The sequence below is a fragment of the Orenia metallireducens genome (assembly GCF_003001995.1).
GTDB lineage: Bacteria > Bacillota > Halanaerobiia > Halobacteroidales > Halobacteroidaceae > Orenia > Orenia metallireducens_B.
Genome location: NZ_PVNB01000009.1, coordinates 59,297 through 82,551, shown reverse-complemented (window position 1 = coordinate 82,551; position 23,255 = coordinate 59,297). Strand labels below are relative to the sequence as shown.

The 23,255-nt window shown below is 33.7% G+C and carries 12 protein-coding genes; 1 reads left to right on the top strand and 11 read right to left on the bottom strand.

The features are described from left to right. Positions 1 to 6: 6 nt before the first annotated feature. Both BX659_RS08210 and BX659_RS08205 read right to left on the bottom strand, forming a co-directional pair. Positions 7 to 801, bottom strand: a complete 795-nt coding sequence (locus BX659_RS08210) for a family 1 encapsulin nanocompartment shell protein (protein ID WP_097017974.1) — start codon at positions 799 to 801, stop codon at positions 7 to 9. A 21-nt stretch (positions 802 to 822) separates the two neighbouring features. Next, positions 823 to 1,182 carry an encapsulin-associated ferritin-like protein gene (locus BX659_RS08205; protein ID WP_097017973.1) on the bottom strand — a complete coding sequence of 120 codons (360 nt, stop codon included), beginning with the start codon at positions 1,180 to 1,182 and terminating at the stop codon, positions 823 to 825. A gap of 360 nt (positions 1,183 to 1,542) precedes the next feature. Here BX659_RS08205 and BX659_RS08200 point away from each other — a divergent pair, with 360 nt between their 5' ends. Continuing rightward, positions 1,543 to 1,890 (top strand): class II SORL domain-containing protein, encoded by a 348-nt coding sequence (locus BX659_RS08200; protein WP_097017972.1) that lies wholly within the window; start codon positions 1,543 to 1,545, stop codon positions 1,888 to 1,890. A gap of 92 nt (positions 1,891 to 1,982) precedes the next feature. On the opposite strand, the gene BX659_RS08195 is transcribed toward BX659_RS08200, so the two are convergent. The 9 genes from BX659_RS08195 to BX659_RS08155 all read right to left on the bottom strand — a co-directional run bounded on the left by BX659_RS08195 (position 1,983) and on the right by BX659_RS08155 (position 23,161). Next, on the bottom strand, positions 1,983 to 4,418 hold the full coding sequence (locus BX659_RS08195; RefSeq protein WP_097017971.1) for a PAS domain-containing sensor histidine kinase: 2,436 nt from the start codon (positions 4,416 to 4,418) through the stop codon (positions 1,983 to 1,985). Between the two features lie 220 nt (positions 4,419 to 4,638). After that, positions 4,639 to 7,206 (bottom strand): diguanylate cyclase, encoded by a 2,568-nt coding sequence (locus BX659_RS08190; protein WP_097017970.1) that lies wholly within the window; start codon positions 7,204 to 7,206, stop codon positions 4,639 to 4,641. A 259-nt stretch (positions 7,207 to 7,465) separates the two neighbouring features. After that, positions 7,466 to 10,123 carry a bifunctional acetaldehyde-CoA/alcohol dehydrogenase gene (gene adhE, locus BX659_RS08185; protein WP_172431901.1) on the bottom strand — a complete coding sequence of 886 codons (2,658 nt, stop codon included), beginning with the start codon at positions 10,121 to 10,123 and terminating at the stop codon, positions 7,466 to 7,468. A 761-nt stretch (positions 10,124 to 10,884) separates the two neighbouring features. Beyond that, positions 10,885 to 13,470: a bifunctional acetaldehyde-CoA/alcohol dehydrogenase gene (gene adhE, locus BX659_RS08180; RefSeq protein WP_097018002.1), complete on the bottom strand. Its 2,586-nt coding sequence runs from the start codon at positions 13,468 to 13,470 to the stop codon at positions 10,885 to 10,887. Between the two features lie 353 nt (positions 13,471 to 13,823). Further along, on the bottom strand, positions 13,824 to 15,029 hold the full coding sequence (locus BX659_RS08175) for a hypothetical protein (protein WP_097017968.1): 1,206 nt from the start codon (positions 15,027 to 15,029) through the stop codon (positions 13,824 to 13,826). 320 nt (positions 15,030 to 15,349) lie between these two features. Then, entirely contained in the window at positions 15,350 to 16,801 is a 1,452-nt protein-coding gene (locus BX659_RS08170; RefSeq protein ID WP_097017967.1) for a glutamate synthase subunit beta, read from the bottom strand. Beyond that, on the bottom strand, positions 16,801 to 21,303 hold the full coding sequence (gene gltB, locus BX659_RS08165; RefSeq protein WP_097017966.1) for a glutamate synthase large subunit: 4,503 nt from the start codon (positions 21,301 to 21,303) through the stop codon (positions 16,801 to 16,803). The genes BX659_RS08170 and gltB overlap by 1 nt, the downstream gene beginning before the upstream one ends. Before the next feature lie 311 nt (positions 21,304 to 21,614). Continuing rightward, complete coding sequence (locus BX659_RS08160) at positions 21,615 to 22,160, bottom strand: LysM peptidoglycan-binding domain-containing protein (protein ID WP_172431897.1); 546 nt, start codon at positions 22,158 to 22,160, stop codon at positions 21,615 to 21,617. Between the two features lie 260 nt (positions 22,161 to 22,420). Further along, positions 22,421 to 23,161 (bottom strand): MBL fold metallo-hydrolase, encoded by a 741-nt coding sequence (locus BX659_RS08155; RefSeq protein WP_097017965.1) that lies wholly within the window; start codon positions 23,159 to 23,161, stop codon positions 22,421 to 22,423. Between the last annotated feature and the right edge of the window lie 94 nt (positions 23,162 to 23,255).

Genomic DNA, 23,255 nt, shown 5'->3' with positions numbered 1-23,255 from the left:
GAAAATTTATTCTAAAACAATAGCAGCTTCTGGAGCATCGACTCTAAAAGTAAAGGATTCAGTCAAGAAAAACTCTATCTCATCACCCTTTTGCTCTTTAAAACCAATAGAGATGTCTTGACCAACAATTAATTTAAAGTCTTCCCCTCGCTTAGAAATCAATAATCCTTTATTAGCAAGTTCAGGAACTGGAACAACTTCTCCACCTAAAACTTCTTCTAATCTCTTCTTAATAGGATAACCTTTATCATCTAATTTATATAATAAGGAATATAGCTCTGGACCTAATAATAAAGCATAAGGACCCTCTACATCCTCTTTAATCAAGTTTTGGACTCCCTCAGCTACTGCTGAAACCAGACCTTCTTCTCCAATATTAATCAAATCATAAGGAGATTTATCTAAAATACCAGCAATTTCTCCTTCTGCCAACCCATAAAAGATTGCATTGTTCTCTGCTTGGGACAGCTTCTTCACAGCTTCTGCTAAAGAATCAGTGTCAACATCCTCAGCACCTCTCACTAGAGATTCTATTTCATCTATCTTCATTGTAAAAGGAACCTCTAACTCAATTAAAGGTAAGACATGGCGTTTAGAATATGATACACCTTCTTTGGCATCATTATCTAAAGCCACCCTTCTTCCTGTATTAACAGCAGCAAATTCAATTCCCTTAGGTCCTACAAAATCAACAAATTTACGACCCTTTAACTTTACCTGTAACCTTTCTTTTGCTTCCTGATCTATAAAATTCCAAGCTTCTTCAGTAATTGGAGCTAATGAACGCTTTAAATTACTCATAGTATCTCCTCCTTTTTAAGATTATCTTAAATTATGTATACCAAGAGATTCATCATTAGAGCTATCCAAATCATCATCAGACTCTTCTTCTTCACCCTCTTCTAAAGCGGTAATATCACCTTCTGTAAACAAGAACTCTCTTAAGAACTCATCCCACTTAGGATAATTACGCCTTAGCCATTCTAATCCCATACATGCATGTTCTATCTCTTCATCACGATTATGTTCTACTATCGCCTTTAACTGTGGATCTTGTGTAACAGCTGCACGCTGATTATACCAATCTACAGCCTCCATCTCTTCAATTACACTTTGAATCATTCGATGATACTCTTTTGCTTCCTGAGGTAAGTTATCTTCATGAAATCCTTCACTTGCCATATTCTTCGCCTCCTCTAGAAATAATAGTAATCATTCTTATTATTATTATAATAGAATAAGCTTTTTTTGTCAAGAAAAAACAATATCCCTAAATATAGGTGGTTGGATAATTTGAGGGTAGGTAGTTAGAAAAAGCCTAACCATCTACCCACCTAACTAATGGAGCAGATCAATATTGATCTGCTCCATCATATATATATTAACTTAGTTAATATATAATTCATAAATAACTTAAATAAAAACTATTCTTCTGGTTATTATAATAGATAAGTGTTGTTAATAATACATTCACCATCTATTAATCACACAAAGGAGATGGGGATTATGGTAAATATAGTTTAATTAAAGGAGGAGATAATAATGCAATATTATGAAGTCAAACAAGCCGATGATCCAAATAACAAAACTGAGTTAGAGAAAAAGCATATACCAGTAATCCAAGCACCTGATAAGGTAAAGAAGGATGAATACTTCGATATTACTATCAAGATGGGAGAAATAGACCATCCAGTAGAGCCAGGTCATTTTATCCAATATGTTGATCTTTATGCTAACTATTATCATCTAGGGAGAGCAAACTTTACACCTGAAATGAAACCAGAGGTTACTTTTAAGGTAAAACTAAAGGAGTCTTGTACTATTAGAGGTTATGAACTATGTAATTTACATGGTCAATGGCAGGGAAATAAAGAGATCACTGTAGAATAAGTTAAAAAAGCTAGGATATCCTAGCTTTTTTAATGTGATTATATCTCAAACTAGATTATAATGCAGTTCTAATAATAATTAATAAATGCTCTTCAATTCAAATCAATAGAATATATATCAGAAAACTCAATATTTATCCGCTCAACGATACTGGGTTTTAAACTATGACTATCCTTTTTTAATGAACTATCATGCTCTTTGATTAACCTAACTGGTAACTTTATGATAAATTCTGCCCCTCTTCCATATTCACTCTTTACAGATATACTACCTTGATGCCTCTCTACCAACTCCTTAACCAAAGATAGTCCAATCCCACTTCCTTCTTGATTTCTACTCAAAGATTCATCTACCTGCTTAAACCGCATGAAAATTTCATCTAGCTTATCTTCAGGAATACCTATTCCTGTATCCTTAATAGAGATAAGTATATGGTCTACTCTATCATAGATATTAACATATATAAATCCACCAGCATCAGTAAATTTGATTGCATTGGAGAGGAGGTTTAGCAGAACCCTTTCCATCTTATCCAAATCACAAGCAATTATCTTCTCTTCAACTTCAGTATCAAAAATCAAGTCAATATCTTTAGTCTTAGCATATTGAGCTACTGATAAAGTCATCTCTTCAACAACATTTATAATATTATAATTAGCAAAGCTCATCTTTAAAAACTCTGCATCTAACTTTGTTATATCTATTAAGTTATTTAATATCCTCAACAATCTATAACAGTTCTGTTTCATCATTCTTCTATATTTTAGAGTTGAGTCAGCATCAATTAAATTTTGCTGATCATATACTCCATCTAATAATTGTAATGCACAGAGTATAATATTTAATGGAGTCTTTAACTCATGGGATATATTTGCAAAAAAGTTTGTCTTTAATTTGTTATGTTCTTCAATTTTTTTTAATTTCATCTGCTTCTCTATAATAGTCTGTTTATACCTTTCGGTCTTCTTCCTCTCTCTAATATCTCTAGCAAGAGTAATAATATACCTTTCACCATCATGTCTAAAGGATACTGCACCAACTTCTATATCAATTATACTTCCATCATTACGGACATACCTATATTCTATAAAACCTATACCATTCTCTTTAGCTAGGAACTTTTTTTCTTTTTTTTGAACAAAGTTTTGGTCATCAGGATGAATATTGATTAAATCACCAAATTTAGTTCCTATAACATCTTCAACATTACCATAATCAGTTAGCTCTAAAACCTTTTCATTAACAAAAATTAATTTCTCCTTTTTATATACCAAAACTGCATCTGGTAATAATTTCATTAACAGTTGATATAGCTCTTTGCTCTTCTTCAATTCCTTCTCAAACTTCTTTCTTTCAGATATATCTCTAAGAACAGACATCATCGCTATCTTATTGTCATAAAGGATAGGAATTCCTGCAACCTCTACATTCAATACCTTATTATCAGATTTTCTAATCATCTTATGCTCTAAAAAAGGTACCACCTTTCCTTCTTCTATAACAGCTTTCTGTCTCTTTTTTATTATTTCATGATTTTTTGGAAAAATACTAGAAAAATCAGATAAATCTTTGCCTATCACATCTTTGACATTCTCAAAACCTGACAAATTCAACCAAGCCTTATTAACAAATAGAAACTTTTTCTTGTCAGAAATAGATATACCCTCTGGTAATAACTCTATTAGCTTTTGATATTTTTCTTGACTCTTTTTTAATTCCCTTTGGGCATTCTTCATCTCTGAAATATCTATTACTGAAACTGAACAACCGATTATATTGTTTAGATTATCCTTAATTGCGTTAGCAAATAACAATGCCTCAAACTCTTCACCGTCTCTGCGCCAAGCTGTAGTTTCACCCATCCAATAACCTTTATTATAGATAGAGTCAAGCTTTTCTATAATAGTTTCCTGATTATTCAAAATTCCTAATTCAAAGATATCCTGACCAAAAATCTGATTTAACTCATCATAGCCCCACATCTTTAAAAAGCTATCATTAGCATAAATCACCTCGCCTTCAATATCTGTGTATATAATTCCATTTAATGAGTTATCTATTACCTGCTCTTTAATCTCTAATTCTTCTCTTATCTTTTTAGCTTCTGTTATATCTCTAAAACTCCATACTCTTCCACAAATTTCATCCTTTATTATAAGAGGTCTAAAGAATCTCTCTAAGACTTTTCCATCTTTGAATTCGATAAAATCTAAATTTTCTTCCTTTTTTTCTGCTATTTTCTCTAAATCAGCTATAAACTCATCAGGAGATTCTAACTTATCACTGACTATATTAGTAAGCTCCTTACCAACTGTTCTTTCCACTAATGAACTAGAAATATCCCATATTTTTAAAAAAAGCTTATTGTAATAGATAACGTTTTCATTATTATCGGTAACCAAGATACCATCAGCTGTAGAGTCTAAGACGGCCTTTAATATCTCTTGCTCTTTTGAAAACTCTTCTAATAGCTTCTCCTTGCTATTAGATCTTTGGGATTCACTCAGACTTGCTCTTTTTAATTTCATCTCAATCCACCACCAATACACCTAATATAAATCTAACCATTATATTAAAATCAACTCTATAATACATATTCTCTTAAAGATTAACATTCTATAATAACCAATAATATCCTGCTAAAAATTAATATTTAATAAATAATTTTCTAGTGGGTGGTCGATTGCAATTAAAATTTCAATCTTTTCTATAAATTTCTCCTTAATAAAATAATAGCTAGCATTAATGCTAACTATTATCCTCTTTATCTTCTATTAATTTTAAGAAAACATCAACTAATTCAGGATCAAATAAGCTTTTAGATTTATCTTTTATCTCCTTAATAGCCTCAACTTTAGACATAGGTCCTTGATATCCTTCATCATTATTAATTGAATTATAGGGTCGATTAAGTAATGCATCATAGGCATCAACTATATGCACAACTCTAGATAAAAGTGGTATATCCTCTTCTTCTAATCCTTCTGGATAACCTGTCCCATCCCAATTTTCATGATGATAAAGTATATCATTAGCAATACTTCTTAAATCCTGAAAGCTCTTAGCTATATTATAACCATGCTCTGGATGCTTTTTAAACTCTTCCCATTCTTCTTCATCCAATAGTCTCTCTTTATTAAGTATTTCTTTTCTAATTGCCAATTTGCCAATATCATGATATTTAGCTAACTTGACCAACTTCTCTATATCCCTCTCTGAAAAGCCTAACATTTGACCCATTTTTCTGCTCATACTTATCATTCTGGAGGTATGACCTACAGTTTCATAACTGTTATTTTCCAACTTCTCTGTCAAGGATTTTAATAGTGCGCTGTTACCACTACTCTTATTTTCAGCTTTATCATCATACATTCTATTCTCTGCTTTTCTATATACCTCTTCTATAGCTTCTTTCTGCACTACTTTAGTTGCAGACCCTAAAGCAATCTGAGGAATAATTGGCTCAAAATCGGAGGATTCACAACCCTTCTTAATCCGCTTGATTATACTTTGAGCAACTTCTTCTCCAGTCTCTGCTAAGATAATACCAAACTCATCACCACCCCACCGAGCAATAATATCCTCCTCACGGGTGGCATTTCTTAAAATATCAGCTATCTCTTTTAATAACTCATCTCCAGCTTCATGACCAAAGACATCATTAGTCAATTTCAAACCATTGGCATCTCCTACAATTATACTTAAAGGTAATTTCCGCTCTACATCTAATCTCTTTAGTTCTTCTTCATAGAACTTTCTATTATAAAGTCCTGTTAAACTATCATGATAACTCATATACTTAATCTTCTCTTCTGCTTTCTTACGCTCAGTGATATCTATTAGTGAAACTATACTCTTTTTACTACCAGATATCAATTTAGCCTGAATAATCACAGTCCTTTGCATACCATAGTTATCTATAATATCAAGCTCATATCTCTCTGGAGTATTATCCTCATCCTGCCTACGTTGGCAATGATAGTTTAAAATCCTAGTTAAAGATTTATGATCCATAATTAATTCTAATAGTTTCATCTTACCTTCCATCTCTTCTTTAGAATAACCCAAAATCTCTTCCATCTTATTATTTACTAAAGAGATGGTTGTATCCTTCTCTAATATACAGCTAGCAGTACCAGTAGCTTGGAATAAAGTTCTATATTTATTTCTACTCTCCTTAAGCTCTTTTTCTGCTAGTTGTCGTCTAAATATATTTATTAAAAGAAAGCAAATAATCATAGTTAAAAAGATGATGAAAGCTAAAGTTGCTAGAACCTTTCTTTTATTTTCATTATAGAATGAGTAAGGTCTATTCACAATGACACTACCTTCAGGTAATCTAGCAGAATCTATATTAAACCTCTTTAATTCATAATAATCGAACATAAACTTATTAGCTCCCTCTTCAATAGCTGATTCTTCCCCTTTTAGTATACTTAATGCTATATCTGCAGAAATTCTTCCTTGCTGATAACCACTACTAATCTTTCCACCTAAGACACCATGTCCAGGAAACACATCCCAAAAGCTATAAATGGGTCTAGCTGTATATTTAGAGATCAGCTCTGTAGCCTCTGTTAAAGAGATTAGATTTCCTGATTCATACTTTATACTGGCAAGCCAGATTATAATACTATTGTTATCTATCTTTCTTGCTATCTCCTTTGCTTGAGTAAGATAAGATAATTTATAACTAACTAAACTGATAGAAGCAGGAATATTAGCCATAGCATCCTTTAACATCTCTAAGTTTGTTATTCCTGTAGTAGTTCCATCAGTAATTGCTACTATTTTATTGATCTTAGGATGTAGCTTCAGAGCAGCTTTAATTGTGCTTTCCATGTCCAACTCTTCTTCTATCCCACTGAAGTTCTCCCTATCTTCAAAGGAATAATTGTTCAAATCACTTATTCCACAAAATACTACTGGTGTATCAGGAAATAAATCATCTTGATATTCTAATAAAAATTTTAAAGCATCATCATCAGAGGAAATTATTAAATCAAATTTAGCATCCTTAAACTTATGTTTAAAGAGTCTATAGATATTATTTATATGCTCTTTATCAATTATTCGTTTGGTATCTAAGTATTCAGTATGTAGATTTATATTTTCAGCATCAGCACCTAAGATACTTCTGATACCTTTATCGATATTTGCTGTCCAACCAAACTCAGGATAATAGGAATGGATAATCAATATATTCTTCATATCTTCATCTTCATTAGCTTGAGAGTTTGCTGGATTAAATAGTAAAATTGATAAAATCAACATAGTAATTAAAATAAATCTATTCTTGTAAAATTTTATTCTCATAATAAATCTACTACACCTCCTATTACTTCATCTTATCTATAATACAAACTTCAACTTTTATCGACTAATTCCTCTAAAAATTAAAATAATCATATGGCTATCCTTTCTCTTTTAAATAAAAGCTTATAATAAATAGATTTCTTTGTAAACATTTTCTTATCTTTTTAAAAGTATATGGAAGAATATATATTATTCAGATTTAAAATTAATTAAAAAAAAGACCAGCCATCATGGCTGGTCTCTTTTAAGGTCAAATAATTTATTCTGCATCTTCAGCTGTAGCTGCAACTTCAGCTTCAGCATCGGCTACCTCTTCAACAGTCTCTTCTACAATTTTCTTTCCCTCAAAAGCATTGATATATAATTCTTTAATTTCACTAATTAATGGGTATCTTGGGTTAGCTCCTGTACATTGGTCATCAAAAGCTAACTCTGACATTTCATCTAATTGCGCATAGAAGTTCTTTTCAGTAACTCCTGCTTCTTCAATAGTATTTGGAATATCAATCTCTGCTTTAAGTTCATTGATAGCATCAATTAATAATTGTACTTTCTCATCTTCAGTATTTCCACCTAATCCTAAATGATCAGCAATCTTAGCATAATTACTCTTAGCTAATGGATACTTATATTGTGGGAATGCAGTCTGCTTAACTGGTACATCACTAGCATTATATTCAATTACTTCATTGATTAATAATGCATTTGCTAAACCATGTGGGATATGGAAAGTAGAACCTAATTTATGTGCCATAGAGTGGCAAATTCCTAAGAATGCATTGGCAAAGGCCATACCTGCAGTAGTAGCTGCATAATGCATCTTCTCTTTAGCTTTTCTATCTTCTGCTCCACCTCTATAAGATCTAGGTAGATACTTAAATACCAATCTAATAGCTTCTAAAGCTAGTCCCTTAGTATATTCACTTGACAATACAGATACATAAGCTTCAATCGCATGTACTAAAGCATCGATACCAGAGTAAGCTGTTAATCTAGCTGGCATAGATAATACTAGATCTGGATCAACAATTGCCATATCTGGAGTCAATTCATAATCAGCAATTGGATACTTAATACCAGTATTTTGATCAGTAACAACAGCAAATGGTGTTACTTCTGAACCAGTTCCTGAAGTCGTTGGTACAGCTACAAAGTAAGCTTTTTCACCAAGCTCAGGGAACTTATAAATTCTCTTTCTAATATCCATAAATGTCATAGATAACTCTTTAAATTCTGCTTCTGGGTGCTCATACATTAACCACATAATCTTAGCAGCATCCATTGGAGAACCTCCACCAAGAGCGATGATTACATCTGGTTGGAAAGAATCCATTAATTTAACTGCTTTTTCAACTGTAGCTAAAGTTGGATCTGGTTCTACATCTGAGAATATTCTGTAGTCTACACCAACTGTATCTAGTACGCTAGTAATTCTTTCAGTATAACCAAGATCATATAATGGCTTATCAGTTACGATAAATGCTCTCTTCTTACCTTCTAACTCTTTTAATGCAATTGGTAGTGCACCATACTTAAAGTAAATCTTTTCTGGTACTCTAAACCATAACATATTCTCTTTTCTCTCAGCAATTGTTTTTACATTCATAAGATGTTTAACCTCCACATTTTCACTTACTGAGTTACCTCCCCAAGATCCGCAACCTAAAGTTAAAGAAGGGCTCAATTTGAAGTTATAGATATCACCAATAGCACCTTGAGAAGCAGGCATATTAACAATAATTCTTCCTGTCTTCATCTTAGCACCAAAGTAATCTTTTCTATCTGCATTAGCTGGGTCAGTATAAAGAGAAGATGTATGTCCATACCCACCAAATTTAACCAATTCTACAGCGTTATCAACACCTTCTTCAAAGTCTTTAACTTTGTACATAGCTAAAGTTGGTGATAACTTTTCATAAGAGAATGGCTCATTTGCGCCAATTTCTTCTACCTCTGCAATTAACACTTTAGTCTCTTTTGGAACAGTTACTCCTGCTAACTCAGCAATCTTGTAAGCTGGTTGACCAACGATTTGGGCATTAACATGACCATCAACAATGATTACCTCTGCAACCTTCTCTCTTTCAGCTGGAGATAATACATATGCACCACGGTCGATAAATTCTTGTTTTACTTCCTCATAAACATCAGCTACAATACTTACTGATTGTTCAGAAGCACAGATAACACCATTATCAAAAGTCTTACTCATTAAGATTGAACTTACTGCCATCTTAATATGTGCAGTCTCATCAATAACTGCTGGAGTATTTCCTGCACCTACTCCAATAGCAGGTGTTCCAGAAGAATAAGCTGCTTTAACCATTCCTGGTCCTCCAGTAGCTAAAATCAAGCTAATATCTTGATGCTTCATTAATAATTGAGATAATTCAATTGATGGCTCATCAATCCATCCAACAATATAATCTGGAGCTCCTGCTTCAACTGCTGCTTCTAAAACAGTTTTAGCTGCTTCAATTGTACAATTCTTAGCTCTTGGATGTGGTGAAAAGACAATTGCATTTCTAGTCTTTAAAGCAAGTAAAGACTTAAAAATTGTAGTAGAAGTAGGATTTGTTGTTGGTACAATTCCTGCTACAATACCAACTGGTTCTGCTATCTTCTTTATACCAAAAGCAAGATCATCTTCAAGTACTCCACAAGTCTTTTCATCTCTATATTTATTGTAGATAAATTCTGATGAAAAGTGATTCTTAATTACTTTATCTTCAACTATTCCCATTCCAGTATCTGCAACAGCCATCTTAGCTAATTGAATTCTTTTATCATTAGCTGCAATAGCTGCTCTTCTAAAGATTTCATCAACTTGTTCTTGCGAATATGTAGCGTACTCTGCTTGAGCTTCCTTTACCTTCTGCATCAATGCTTCAAATTCTTTAGCATTAGTGACTTTCATAATTCCCATTTTTACAGTCCCCCTTTTTTTTCAAAGAAAACACAACACCCGTAAAAACATTAATACTTCCTTGTGAACTTATACACAAACCATCTTATAGCATTATGCCTTCTCTTCAACTTGATAAAAGAATATCAAATTTAACTCTACTTTTCAACCTTGCTTTCAAGCTAAAATAGGCTATAAATGTCGATTAAAGCTAATTATCTATTCAATTATCTATATAACTAACATTAGCTATGATGATTAACTACAATTGACTTCATATCTATTTTATATACTATAAATTTGACTTTTCTCTCTACATATAGTATTTATTTTCGACAATATATACTAAATATAGTAGATTTGTTATTTTAATAACTCTATTTTTAATTTTCAAAAATATTGAAAATGATAATTATTATTTTTAAAAAAAGATATTATGTTATTTTTTTATCATTCTTAATTGGCACAATATCTAAATATATTTTTAATCTCTATCAACTCATCTATATCATATTAAAGTTGACACTGCTTCTAGACTTTATTATCATTTTACTTTTTAAAGATTGAATTATTATAAACAAATACTTCTAAAGCGAGCAGCAATTGAGGTACTTCTTACAAAAATGATCTGTCATTATAATAACAATATCAACTTGCATTAAGTGACCTCTTCTGAATTAAATATACTAACCACCATATATAAAAACCCCATAGAGTAGATTTTTTTCCTCTCTACACTATGGGGTAGCTTTTATTTCTAGCTAGGATTTTTCTTATATCTCACCCTTAAACCCTTTGATATATAGCTCTTTAATCTCATCAATTAATGGATATCTCGGATTTGCACCTGTACATTGATCATCAAAGGCAAGCTCTGCCATCTTATCTAATTTCTTATAGAAGTTAACCTCAGTTACACCTGCTTCTTCAATAGTCATTGGCATATCAATCTCTCTTCTAAGTTTATTAATTTCTTCAATTAATAAATCGACTTTTTCATCATCAGTATTTCCACCAAGCTGTAAATGCTCTGCAATTTTGGCATATCTACGCTTAGACAGTGGATATTTATATTGTGGAAATGCTGTCTGCTTAATTGGAACATCAGTAGCATTATATTTAATAACCTGAGTGATTAATAACCCATTAGCTAGACCATGGGGCAAATCAAAGGTAGATCCTAGTTTATGGGCCATAGCATGACCAATTCCTAAAAATGCATTAGCAAAGGCCATGCCTGCAGTTGTTGCTGCATAATGCATCTTCTCTTTGGCTTTTCTATCCTCTGAACCATTTCGATAAGAGTCTGGTAAATACTTAAAAACCAACCTAATTGCCTCTAATGCAAGTCCTTTGGTATATTCACTAGAAAGTACTGACACATAGGCTTCTATAGCATGAACTAAGGCATCAAAACCAGAGTATGCTGTTAATTTTGGTGGCATCGATAAGACTAAATCAGGATCCACAATTGCCATATCTGGTGTCAACTCATAATCTGCAATTGGATATTTAATTCCTGTTTTATCATCGGTAACTACAGCAAAAGGTGTTACCTCTGAACCAGTTCCTGAGGTTGTAGGAATAGCTACAAAGTAGGCCTTCTTTCCTAACTCAGGGAATTGATAAATCCTCTTTCTGATATCCATAAAGGTCATCGATAATTCTTTAAACTCTGCTTCTGGATGTTCATACTTTAACCACATGATTTTAGCAGCATCCATGGGAGAACCTCCACCAAGAGCTATGATAATATCAGGGTCAAAGCTTCTCATCTGCTTAACTGCTTTTTCTACTGTAGAGATTGAAGGGTCGGGCTCCACATCAGAGAAGACCTTATGGTCAATTCCCATTTCATCTAGCTCATTGATAATCTTATCAGCATATCCCATATCATATAATGGTTTATCAGTAACGATAAATGCCCTCTTTTTATTCTCTAGCTCACTCATTGCAGTAGGTAAGGAACCATATTTGAAGTAAATCTTCTCTGGGACTCTAAACCATAACATATTCTCTTTTCTTTCAGCAATAGTCTTAATATTAAGCAAGTGTCTAACCCCCACATTCTCACTTACTGAATTTCCTCCCCAAGATCCACAACCTAAAGTTAGAGAAGGATCTAATTTAAAGTTATAGATATCACCTATCGCTCCTTGAGAAGCAGGCATATTGATTAAGCACCTTCCAGTCTTCATCTTAGAACCAAAATAATCTATTCTACCTTGGTTAATCAGTTCTGTATAAAGTACCGAGGTATGACCAATCCCACCAAAACGTACTAGCTCAACAGCAATATCAACAGCATCAGCGAATTTATGAGCCTTATACATAGCTAAGGTTGGTGATAACTTCTCATATGAGAAGGGTTCTGCTTCACCGATATCTTCAACTTCTGCAATTAATACCTTAGTACTTTCAGGAACTTCTAGACCTGCCAACTCTGCTATCTGATAAGCTGGCTTACCGACAATCTGTGGATTGACATGACCATCGACTATAACTACATCTCCTACCTGTGCTTTCTGTTCTGGTGAGAGAATATAAGCCCCTCTCTCAGCAAACTCCTTCTTGACATCCTCATATACTTCATCAACAACGACTACAGACTGTTCAGAAGCACAGATAACACCATTATCAAAGGTCTTACTCATCAAAATTGAGCTGACTGCCATCTTAAGGTGGCATGTTTCATCGATCACAACTGGTGTGTTTCCTGAGCCTACACCAATGGCTGGCTTACCTGAGGAATAAGCTGCTTTAACCATTCCTGGTCCACCAGTAGCTAAAATCATACTGATATTCTTATGGCGCATTAAAGTTTGGGACATTTCAATTGATGGCTCATCAATCCATCCAATAATCCCTTCTGGAGCTCCTGCTTCTACAGCTGCCTCCAAAACAATTTTAGCTGCTTCTATAGTACATCTTTTAGCTCCAGGATGGGGTGAGAAGATAATAGCATTTCTTGTCTTTAATGCAATTAATGATTTAAAGATAGTGGTGGAAGTTGGGTTGGTTACTGGCACAATTCCTGCCAATACTCCTACTGGCTCTGCTATCTTCTTCAAGCCAAAGGAAGCATCATACTCTACAATTCCACAGGTCTTCTCATCCTTATATTTATTATAAATAAACTCTGCTGAAAAATGATTCTTAATCACCTTGTCTTCTACTATTCCCATTCCAGTATCTTCAACAGCTAACTTAGCCAAGGTAATGCGGTTGTCATTGGCCGCAATAGCTGCTTTTCTAAAAATCTCATCTACTTGTTCTTGGGGATATGTAGCATACTCTCTTTGAGCAGATTTAACCCGTTGTATTAACTGTTCTAACTCTTCTTGGTTAGTGACCTTCATTATTTCCATTCTTCTACCTCCCGTCAAAATAAAGATTAGACTATTAATTAATATGAGCTTAGTTGAAATACGTTAATAAGTATCATTTCTATATTTTACAAAAGAGATAGAATTCATACATGAAAAATCATTTTCATTTACTTAAATATTATAACTTATTCCTTTTGTTATTACTCAAATAGACAACTACCTACCCAAATAAGAAGATAAAATTCAAAGGCAAATACCATTATATCTATAATCTTATATAGCCTTTCTATAATAGAAAATATTACATCACAAAATAGTTAAGAGGAGGCAAAATTCCCCCCTAACTTTAAAATATTCTAATCAGACATCGACTATCTAAAAATCTATAGAGGATTTTTATAATAGTAAATAAGCCCTAATAAAATTAAAATAAATAAGCTCACTAAGATAAATATATTGATTATTAATTTATTTGCAACCACTGTAGGCCTATTCTTAAACAAACTATCCTCTTTTCTAAGCTTATCTCCTTTATCCTCTTTTGCTATCCTCTCTCTTATCTCCCTTTCTAATTCTATCCGTAGCTCCTGCTCTATTCTATTAGTTAGCTCTTCTTCTAACTTCTCTCTTATCTCTGCTTCTAGCTCCACTCGCAACCTTTGCTCAATTTCACTTCTAAGCTCAACTTCAAGCTCTTTTCTAACCTCTTCTTTTATCAGTTCATATTCTATTGCATCATCTACCTCTTTCTTAGGAGGAATTGCTAATTTCAGCTCACCCTCTGTCTCTATTAGCAGTTGACTATAGATATTAGAGGAAAATTTAATAATAATATCATAAGATTTAATCGGACCATTAAAGATGATATAATCAATAATCCCTTTAATATATCTCTTGTTAGCATCTACAATAAAGTGGTCGATTATATCCTGATATTCATTATAACTCTCTTCTTTAATTTGAACTAAAATTCCATCATTCTTTTTAAATTGACTAATCCTCTTACCATTAATAGGAGCTATAACAGGGGCTACATCTAACTCGATAATCTCTTCTTCAATATTGTCTAGCCCATCATCTTCATTAATAAGTAAGTTAGGATGACTATATCTTATCTCTTCTTCACTTTGAAACTCTGAGTATATATTCAAATCTACTGCTTCCCTTGTAAAATCTTCCAATTTTGACCTTAAAATATCCTTAATCTGCTCCAAATTGTTTTGAACTACTAGATCATTAAATAGAAGAATATCATCTTTAGTTATATTGTTTAATAAATAAGTCTTTAACCTTCTTCCATCCAGCCTCTCCTTATCAGATAGTTTGGAAAAAATTCTATCAAAAGCCTTGCTATTAGGTTCAAGATAAACTACTTCATCCTTATTACTAAAGGCAACATTTAAATTAATTAACTCTCCATTATCTCTATTAATAATTGCATTAAGTAACCCATAGGTCTCATTACGACCACCATAAGCTAGCTTACCTTGAATAACCATATACTCCTTCTCTTCTACAGTAGAAACCTGATTAAACTGCTCATCATCTAAATTATCTTGAATATTCATTTCAGCCAATTCTTGATCCATAGCTTCCCCTCACCCCTAACTATTTTAGAAATAACTATTATTTATATTCTTCAACCAATAACATTTTTCATTCTTTTTGATTAATTTTTGTTAAAAATTTATATATAATTTTTATCTAAATTTTAGAGTGCAGTTTAATTATTATTTATAACTATGCTTGAGTTTAGAGAATCGATAAACCCTTTCATTATAGATAAATTAGCTAATTCATCATAAAATAATAAAAGAGGGCTAAATGCCCTCTTTTATCTCTTACTTATTTAATTTATCCCTTCGGGTCTACCTGCGGGTTTAAACACCAAATCCTTCATGATAGTTATTTAATTCATTAAATAACCATCCACCGCTTCAGCTACATCACGTCCTTCTCTAATTGCCCAAACAATCAAAGAAGCACCTCTTCTCATATCTCCTGCAGCAAATACTTTAGCTTTAGTTGTTTGATAACTACCATCTGTCTGTACATTTCCACGCCCATCAAACTCTATATCTAACTGCTCTAACATTCCTTTGTGCTCAGGATGAACGAAACCAATAGCTAATAATACCAAATCTACATCTAAAGTAAATTCGCTACCTGCAATCTCCTTCATAGTCTTCTTGCCATTCTCATCTTCAACCCATTCAACCTTGACAGCTTTAAATTTATTAACATTACCCGCTGCATCACCTTCAAAGCCTTTAGTTGCGATAGACCATTCTCGTACACCAAATTTTTCATCCTTAGCAAAGGATTCAGCCTCTTGATGAGAGGTAGATGTTCTTAGAATTTGAGGATACTGTGGCCAAGGATTGTCTGTAGTTCTCTCTTCTGCAGGTTTATCTAATAATTCAATTTGATAAACAGCTTCCGCACCTTGTCTAGTAGAAGTTCCTACACAGTCTGCACCTGTATCTCCACCACCAATGACAAGTACTTTTTTACCTTTAGCATTTATTCTATCTTCTGAAGATACTTCTTTACCAGCATTGATACTATTTTGTTGAGTTAAAAAGTCCATAGCATAGTGGATACCACTTAAATTACGCCCTTGAACTGGTAGGTCTCTTGCTTCTCTAGCTCCACCAGTTAGGACTACAGCATCAAATTCTGCTTCTAACCTTTCAGCAGGATAATCTGTGCCAATTTCAGTATTAAAGACAAATTCTACTCCCTCTTCTTTAATCTGATTTACTCTACGTTCTACAACCCATTTCTCAATCTTGAAGTCTGGAATTCCATAAACCAACATTCCTCCTGCCTTATCATCACGTTCAAAGACAGTTACTGAATGTCCCATACGATTTAACTGTTGAGCAGCTGCTAAACCTGCTACTCCAGATCCAACTACCGCAACCTTCTTTCCAGTTCTAACCTTAGGTGGTTGAGGCTTAATTAGGCCTTCTTTCCATCCTTTTTCAGAAATAGAGAATTCGATATTCTTAATAGATACTGGGTCATCATTGATTCCTAAAACACATCCTCCCTCACAAGGGGCAGGGCAGACTCGCCCTGTAAAGTCTGGGAAGTTATTTGTACTGTGTAAGTTCTCTAATGCTTGCTCCCATTCACCCTTATGAACAAGGTCATTCCACTCTGGACATAAGTTATTTACTGGACAGGAGAAGCTACAGAAAGGAACACCACAGTCCATACATCTAGCACTTTGTCTAGTAATATAATCCTCTTCGATAGGCTCATATACTTGTTTATAATCTTTAACCCTCTCTTCTACACTACGCTTCTTTCTTGGTTCACGATTATACTCTAAAAATCCTCCTAATTTCCCCATTATTCTGCCTCCTTCCTACTCTTAGCTAACAATTGCTTGTAAGCTGGAGAAACTACCTTAACAAACTTACCTAAGCTATTATCCCAATCTGCTAAAATCTCTTGAGCACGTTCACTACCAGTATAGTTAGCATGATTTTCAATCAAATCCTTAAGCTCTGCTATATCATGACCATCTAGTTCATCTATATTTACCATACCTGTATTCAATCTATCTGCAAACCCACCATCGACATCATATACATAAGCGATACCACCACTCATACCAGCACCAAAGTTACGACCTGTCTCTCCTAAAACCACTACTCTACCACCAGTCATATACTCACAGCAATGGTCTCCTACACCTTCAACTACTGCAAAAGCTCCAGAGTTTCTTACAGCAAATCTCTCTCCAGCAATACCATTCATGTATAGTTGTCCACGAATTGCTCCATAAAGGATCGTGTTACCACCAATAATATTTTCATGGGCTTTAAAATCAGAGTCTTGAGGTTTCTTGATGATAATCTTAGCACCAAATAAACCTTTACCAATATAGTCATTTGCTTGACCTTCTAAGTTTAAAGTCAACCCTTGCATACCAAAGGTACCAAAGCTCTGTCCTGCATAACCTTTAAAGTTGATATTAATTGTATCATCAGCTAATCCTTTAGCACCATAACGCTTAGCAATCTCACCACTTAACATAGTTCCTGCAGTACGATTAACATTATAGATATCAAGGTTTAAATCTACTTTCTCGCCATTTTCTAAAGCAGGTTGAGCAAGTTTAATCAACTTACGATCAAGGATATCATCGATACCATGATCCTGAGCTTCTACACATCGATTAGCAATCTTCTTAGGCAATGTTGGTTGATGTAAAATCTTAGTTAAATCAATTCCTTGAGATTTCCAATGCTTAATAGCATCATTCATCTCTAGCTTATCTACTCTACCAATCATTTCATCAACTGTTCTAAAGCCTAATTCTGCCATAATCTCTCTCATCTCTTGAGCAATGAAAGTAAAGAAGTTGATTAAGTCTTCTACCTTTCCATTAAATCTCTTACGTAACTCTGGATTCTGAGTAGCTACACCTACAGGACAAGTATTACTATGGCAAGCTCTCATCATAATACATCCAAGTACAACTAGTGAGCTTGTAGAAAATCCATACTCTTCTGCCCCTAATAAAGCAGCAATTGCGATATCTCTACCAGTCTTCATCTGACCATCTGCCTGTACTCTTACCCTACCTCTTAAGTTATTCTTAACCAATACTTGATGAGTCTCAGATAATCCTAACTCCCAAGGTAATCCTGTATGCTTAATGGAAGTAAGTGGTGCTGCTCCTGTTCCACCATCATAACCAGATACCAAGATCATATCAGCATGAGCCTTAGATACACCAGCTGCAATTGTACCGATACCGATTCTAGATACTAGCTTAACACTCACTCTTGCTTCAGGATTAACATTTTTAAGATCAAAGATCAACTGTGCTAAATCCTCAATTGAATAGATATCATGGTGAGGTGGTGGCGAAATCAAATCAATACCTGGTGAAGTATGACGAACTCTTGCAATCTCTTCACTTACCTTACGACCTGGTAAATGTCCACCTTCTCCTGGCTTAGCACCTTGAGCCATCTTAATCTGTAACTCGTCAGCATTTACTAAATATTCAGTAGTTACTCCAAAACGACCTGAAGCAACCTGCTTGATTGCACTTCTTCTATCATCTTTGAATCTCTCTGGATCTTCTCCACCCTCTCCAGAGTTGGACATACCACCAATAGCATTCATAGCTTTAGCGATAGTTTCATGGGCTTCTTTAGAAATAGAACCATAGGACATAGCCCCTGTTACAAAACGTTTTCTAATCTCTTCAACACTCTCTACCTCTTCAATTGGAATTGGGTTCTGATTTTTGAACTTAAAGAGACCTCTAATTGTAGATAAGTTATTAGCTTGATTATTGATCATTTCAGCATACTCTTTATAGATATCATAGTCATTTACTTTAGCAGCATGCTGTAACGTAGCGATAGCCTCTGGACTGAATAGATGTTTTTCACCTTTAGGGCGCCACTTATATTTACCTTCATTCTCTAACAACTCATCATTATTACTTCTAATATCTTTAAAGGCTTTCTTGTGATTACTAAGAACCTCTTGCTCTAAAACCTCAAGTCCAATACCTTCAATTCTAGAAGTAGTTCCTGGGAAGAATCTATCAATAAACTCTTGACTTAAGCCAACAGCCTCAAAGATCTGTGCCCCACGATAACTTTGAATTGTAGAGATACCCATCTTAGACATAATCTTTAATAAACCTTTATTAATAGCTTTTACATAAGCCTTCTTACGTTCTGCTTTAATTTCTTCATCTCCAGAAGATAAATAAAGCTCTTTATCATTCATATAAGAGATACTCTCTAGAGCTAAATACGGATTAACTGCTAAAGCACCATAACCAATTAATAAGGCAAAATGCATTACTTCTCTAGCCTCTCCAGTCTCTACAATAATATCTACACCATTTCTCTTACCTTCTTTGATTAGATAATTGTGTAAAGCAGAAGTTGCTAATAAAGCTGGGATTGGGGCATTAAAGTCATCAACCTTACGATCACTTAACACTAAGATATTATTTCCAGCTTCAATACTCTCTTTAGCATACTTAAATAATCGATTTAATCCTTTCTCCAAACCATTCTCTGCTTGAGGATCAAAGACCATAGGAATAACCTTAGATCTAAAGTCTTCATCATTTAAATGAGTAATCTTATCTAAATCTACATTACTTAAGATTGGAGATTCTAATTCAATAGTTTTAGCTTTATCTTCAGTCTTTTCTAAAACATTACCTTTAACTCCAATATTAGTCTTTAAAGACATAACTATCTCTTCACGAATCGGATCAATTGGTGGATTTGTTACCTGTGCAAATAACTGTTTAAAGTAATCAAATAATGACTTAGCACGATTAGATAGAACAGCTAACGGCTCATCATTACCCATAGAACCAATTGCTTCTTTCTTATTCTCAGCCATAGGTCCAATGATTACACTTAAATCTTCTCGACTATAACCAAAGCTCTTTAACCTAGTAATTAAAGTACCAAAATCTTCACTGTGACACTCCACACTTCCAGTTAAGTCCTTTAAAAACTTCTTATTATTCTTTAACCACTCTCCATAAGGTTTAGCTGTACTAACCTTCTCTTTAATCTCTTCGTCAGAGTAGATTTTACCCTCTTCTGTATCAATTAACAGCATCTTACCTGGCTGTAATCTACGGCTTTCTGCAATATTAGCAGGGTCAATCTCTAATGTTCCTACCTCTGAAGCCAAGATCACATACCCATCTTTAGTAACTGTATATCTAGCTGGTCTTAAACCATTACGATCCAAGGTAGCACCCATCTGTACCCCATCAGTAAAGGCAATAGCTGCTGGACCATCCCATGGTTCCATTAAGCCAGCATTATATTCATAATAATCTCTAACCTCTTCTTTTAAAAATTGATTCTTCTCCCATGGCTCAGGAACTAGCATAGTCATAGCCTCAATTAAACTCATTCCAGAAGCTACTAATAATTCAAAAGCATGGTCTAAGTTAGCCGAGTCACTATCTCTTAAATCAGTGATTGGGAATAGCTTACTTATGTCATCCCCTATCGCATCACAAGCTAAATCCGGCTCTCTAGCAATCATCCAGTTATGGTTTCCTGTCAAAGTATTGATCTCACCATTATGTGCTAGATATCTAAAAGGTTGTGCCAAATCCCAAGATGGGAATGTATTAGTACTGAAACGTTGATGTACTAAAGCAATAGCCGATTTTAGACTCTTGTCCTCTAAATCTAAGTAAAACTTTTTCATCTGTTCTGGTAAGATTAGTCCCTTATATACTAAAACTCTACTAGAAAAACTAGGAATACTGAATAGTTCAGCGTTCTTAATCTCACTCTCTTCGATAGCCTTTTCAATTCTCTTTCTAATAATATATAATTTCAATTCAAAATTATCCAAGTTTTCAGCCTTTTTAACAAATACCTGCTTAATCACCGGTAAAGTACTAGCCGCTGTTTCACCGATTGCATCAGCCACAACTGGTACATCACGCCACCCTAATACCTCTTGTCCTTCCTCTTGAATAATACTCTCAATAATTCCTTCAGCCAATAAACTCTCATCTAATTTACGTGGTAAAAAGATCATCCCTACCCCATAGTCACCTACTATTGGTAGTTCAAATCCTTCTTCTGCTGCCTTTGCTCTTAAAAATTCATCAGGTAATTGCATTAAAATACCAGCACCGTCTCCAGTCGCTGGGTCTGCTCCTACTGCTCCTCTGTGCTCTAATCTCTCTAAAATCTCTAGTCCCTTCTCTACTACCTTATGGCTCTTTTCACCATCTATTTTGGTAATAAATCCAACACCACAATTATCCCTCTCAAACTCAGGATAATATAATCCCTCTGGTGAAGGCATATTTCTTCTTGTAATCATCTCTACTCCTCCTCTACTACCTATTATTAATAATTTTACATTATTTACGACTCTAAGTTTTCACAATATGAAAAATAATTTCATAATAAAAAATCTTGTTCTATTATTATACTTGATATCAAGGGAAAAATCAAACAAAATTCGACTAAGATACGTAAATCATAAAAGAAACACTATCATCTTAGAAAATAAACTAATAAAAATAATAAAATCAAGTATAAATGTACGTGTTTTTAATAAACTTCTCATATAAAAAGCCAGCCCCTTAGACTGGCAAGAATTCACCTTAAATTTAATTTAGCTTTCTAACCTTAATTAGCTGGGATACATATCTTCTGACCAATCAATAATTGTTCAGGATTAATTTTTGGATTAGCATCTTTTAATTTGGCTACTGAGATCTTATACTTTTTAGATATAGAGTAAAGAGTATCTCCCTTTTTTACTATATAAAGAATTGAGCCTTGAGGACATTTTACCGGTGGAGTAGCTAGAGGAATGCAGATTACTTCACCAACTTTGAGATTATTAGCTTCAACATAGGGATTGGCTTCCTGCAAATCAACTACTGCTATATTAAATCTATCTGCTATAGTATAAAAGCTGTCTCCTGCCTTAATAGTATAGTAGTTTCCTTCTGGGCAAGATGGATAATCTCTTTGTAATGGTATAAATATTTTATCTCCCACTTGTAAATTATCGGAGTCTATCTTAGGGTTAGCAGAGATAATTGCAGCTACTGTCGTATTAAAACGCTGTGCCAATGAATAGAGTGTATCACCTTTTCTGATTTGATAAGCCTTTGTATTTGGTGGAACCTGCTGCAGCTTACTCTTATCTTTATCATATTCTCCCACAATATCACCTCTTTATTAAAAAATAATATATAATATTATATTTATAGTTAGTTAAGGTGTGATTTATCAATGGGAATTATTACAAGGTAACTATAATATTAATTAAAACAGAACTTTAATATAGATAATTTGAAATAAACTTTAGATATATTTAATTTTATACTGGCGTCAAACTGTAATTAACTTCTTCTAATTAAAACAAAAAACCAGACAGAATTCTGTCTGGTTTAAAAATTATAACATTATATGTTAGCTTCTTTTTAATACTTTCTAAATTTAATCTTCTCACCACGCCGTTCAATGATCGCCCCATCTACTTGTAAGTCTTTAAGCTCTTGGGCAAACTTCTTAGTAATATCATACTTGTGAGTAAAATGAATAGGTACTATCATCTGTGGTTTAATTGTTTCAGCAAAGTATCTCCCACCTAAATAATAACTCTCCTCTAATCGAGGGTCAACAGGTACAAAGGCCAAATCGACCTCTTTTTCTGTTAACTTTTCAATCTCTTCTTTATAATCTTCCTCTTCTGTCTTTCTCTCTTCTTCAGTGAATCTCTTCCAGTCCCACCAGCTTAGATCACCTGCGTGAAAGATCTTAAGTCCATCTACCTCTACATAATAAGATAATCCTTGGTCAGTACTACCATAGGCCTTAATATAAATGTCATTCTCCCAGTTAATCTCTTGATACTTAGTCATAGTATAGCGATTATCCTCTTCTTCAGCTTCAACATCATCACTTAGGATATAGGTAATATCAGAATTTAACTTCTCCCAGTCAAAAATAATTGGATTAAAGTGATCATGGTGATTATGAGTTACAAAGACGATAATATTATCCTCCCGTTTAAGAATATCATTAGTTATTACACCATTTACGATATTTCTGTTCCCCTTATTAGGAGTATCATTATAATAATCAAAGATTAGAAAGTGATCTGCCGTCTTAATTGCCACCCCACTATGATACAGATGATAAATTGTAGCTTCTTTAGCCATAATTATTTCCTCCTTATAAAAACTTATTAATAACTCCTATATTAAAAGCATTAGGATAGAGATATACTTCTACCCAGACTTCTTAATGTTTACC

Coding starts and splice junctions, on each gene's coding strand:
- BX659_RS08210 (WP_097017974.1), bottom strand. CDS start 801: ATGAGTAATTTAAAGCGTTCATTAGCTCCAATTACTGAAGAAGCTTGG.
- BX659_RS08205 (WP_097017973.1), bottom strand. CDS start 1,182: ATGGCAAGTGAAGGATTTCATGAAGATAACTTACCTCAGGAAGCAAAA.
- BX659_RS08200 (WP_097017972.1), top strand. CDS start 1,543: ATGCAATATTATGAAGTCAAACAAGCCGATGATCCAAATAACAAAACT.
- BX659_RS08195 (WP_097017971.1), bottom strand. CDS start 4,418: ATGAAATTAAAAAGAGCAAGTCTGAGTGAATCCCAAAGATCTAATAGC.
- BX659_RS08190 (WP_097017970.1), bottom strand. CDS start 7,206: ATGAGAATAAAATTTTACAAGAATAGATTTATTTTAATTACTATGTTG.
- adhE (WP_172431901.1), bottom strand. CDS start 10,123: ATGAAAGTCACTAATGCTAAAGAATTTGAAGCATTGATGCAGAAGGTA.
- adhE (WP_097018002.1), bottom strand. CDS start 13,470: ATGAAGGTCACTAACCAAGAAGAGTTAGAACAGTTAATACAACGGGTT.
- BX659_RS08175 (WP_097017968.1), bottom strand. CDS start 15,029: ATGGATCAAGAATTGGCTGAAATGAATATTCAAGATAATTTAGATGAT.
- BX659_RS08170 (WP_097017967.1), bottom strand. CDS start 16,801: ATGGGGAAATTAGGAGGATTTTTAGAGTATAATCGTGAACCAAGAAAG.
- gltB (WP_097017966.1), bottom strand. CDS start 21,303: ATGATTACAAGAAGAAATATGCCTTCACCAGAGGGATTATATTATCCT.
- BX659_RS08155 (WP_097017965.1), bottom strand. CDS start 23,161: ATGGCTAAAGAAGCTACAATTTATCATCTGTATCATAGTGGGGTGGCA.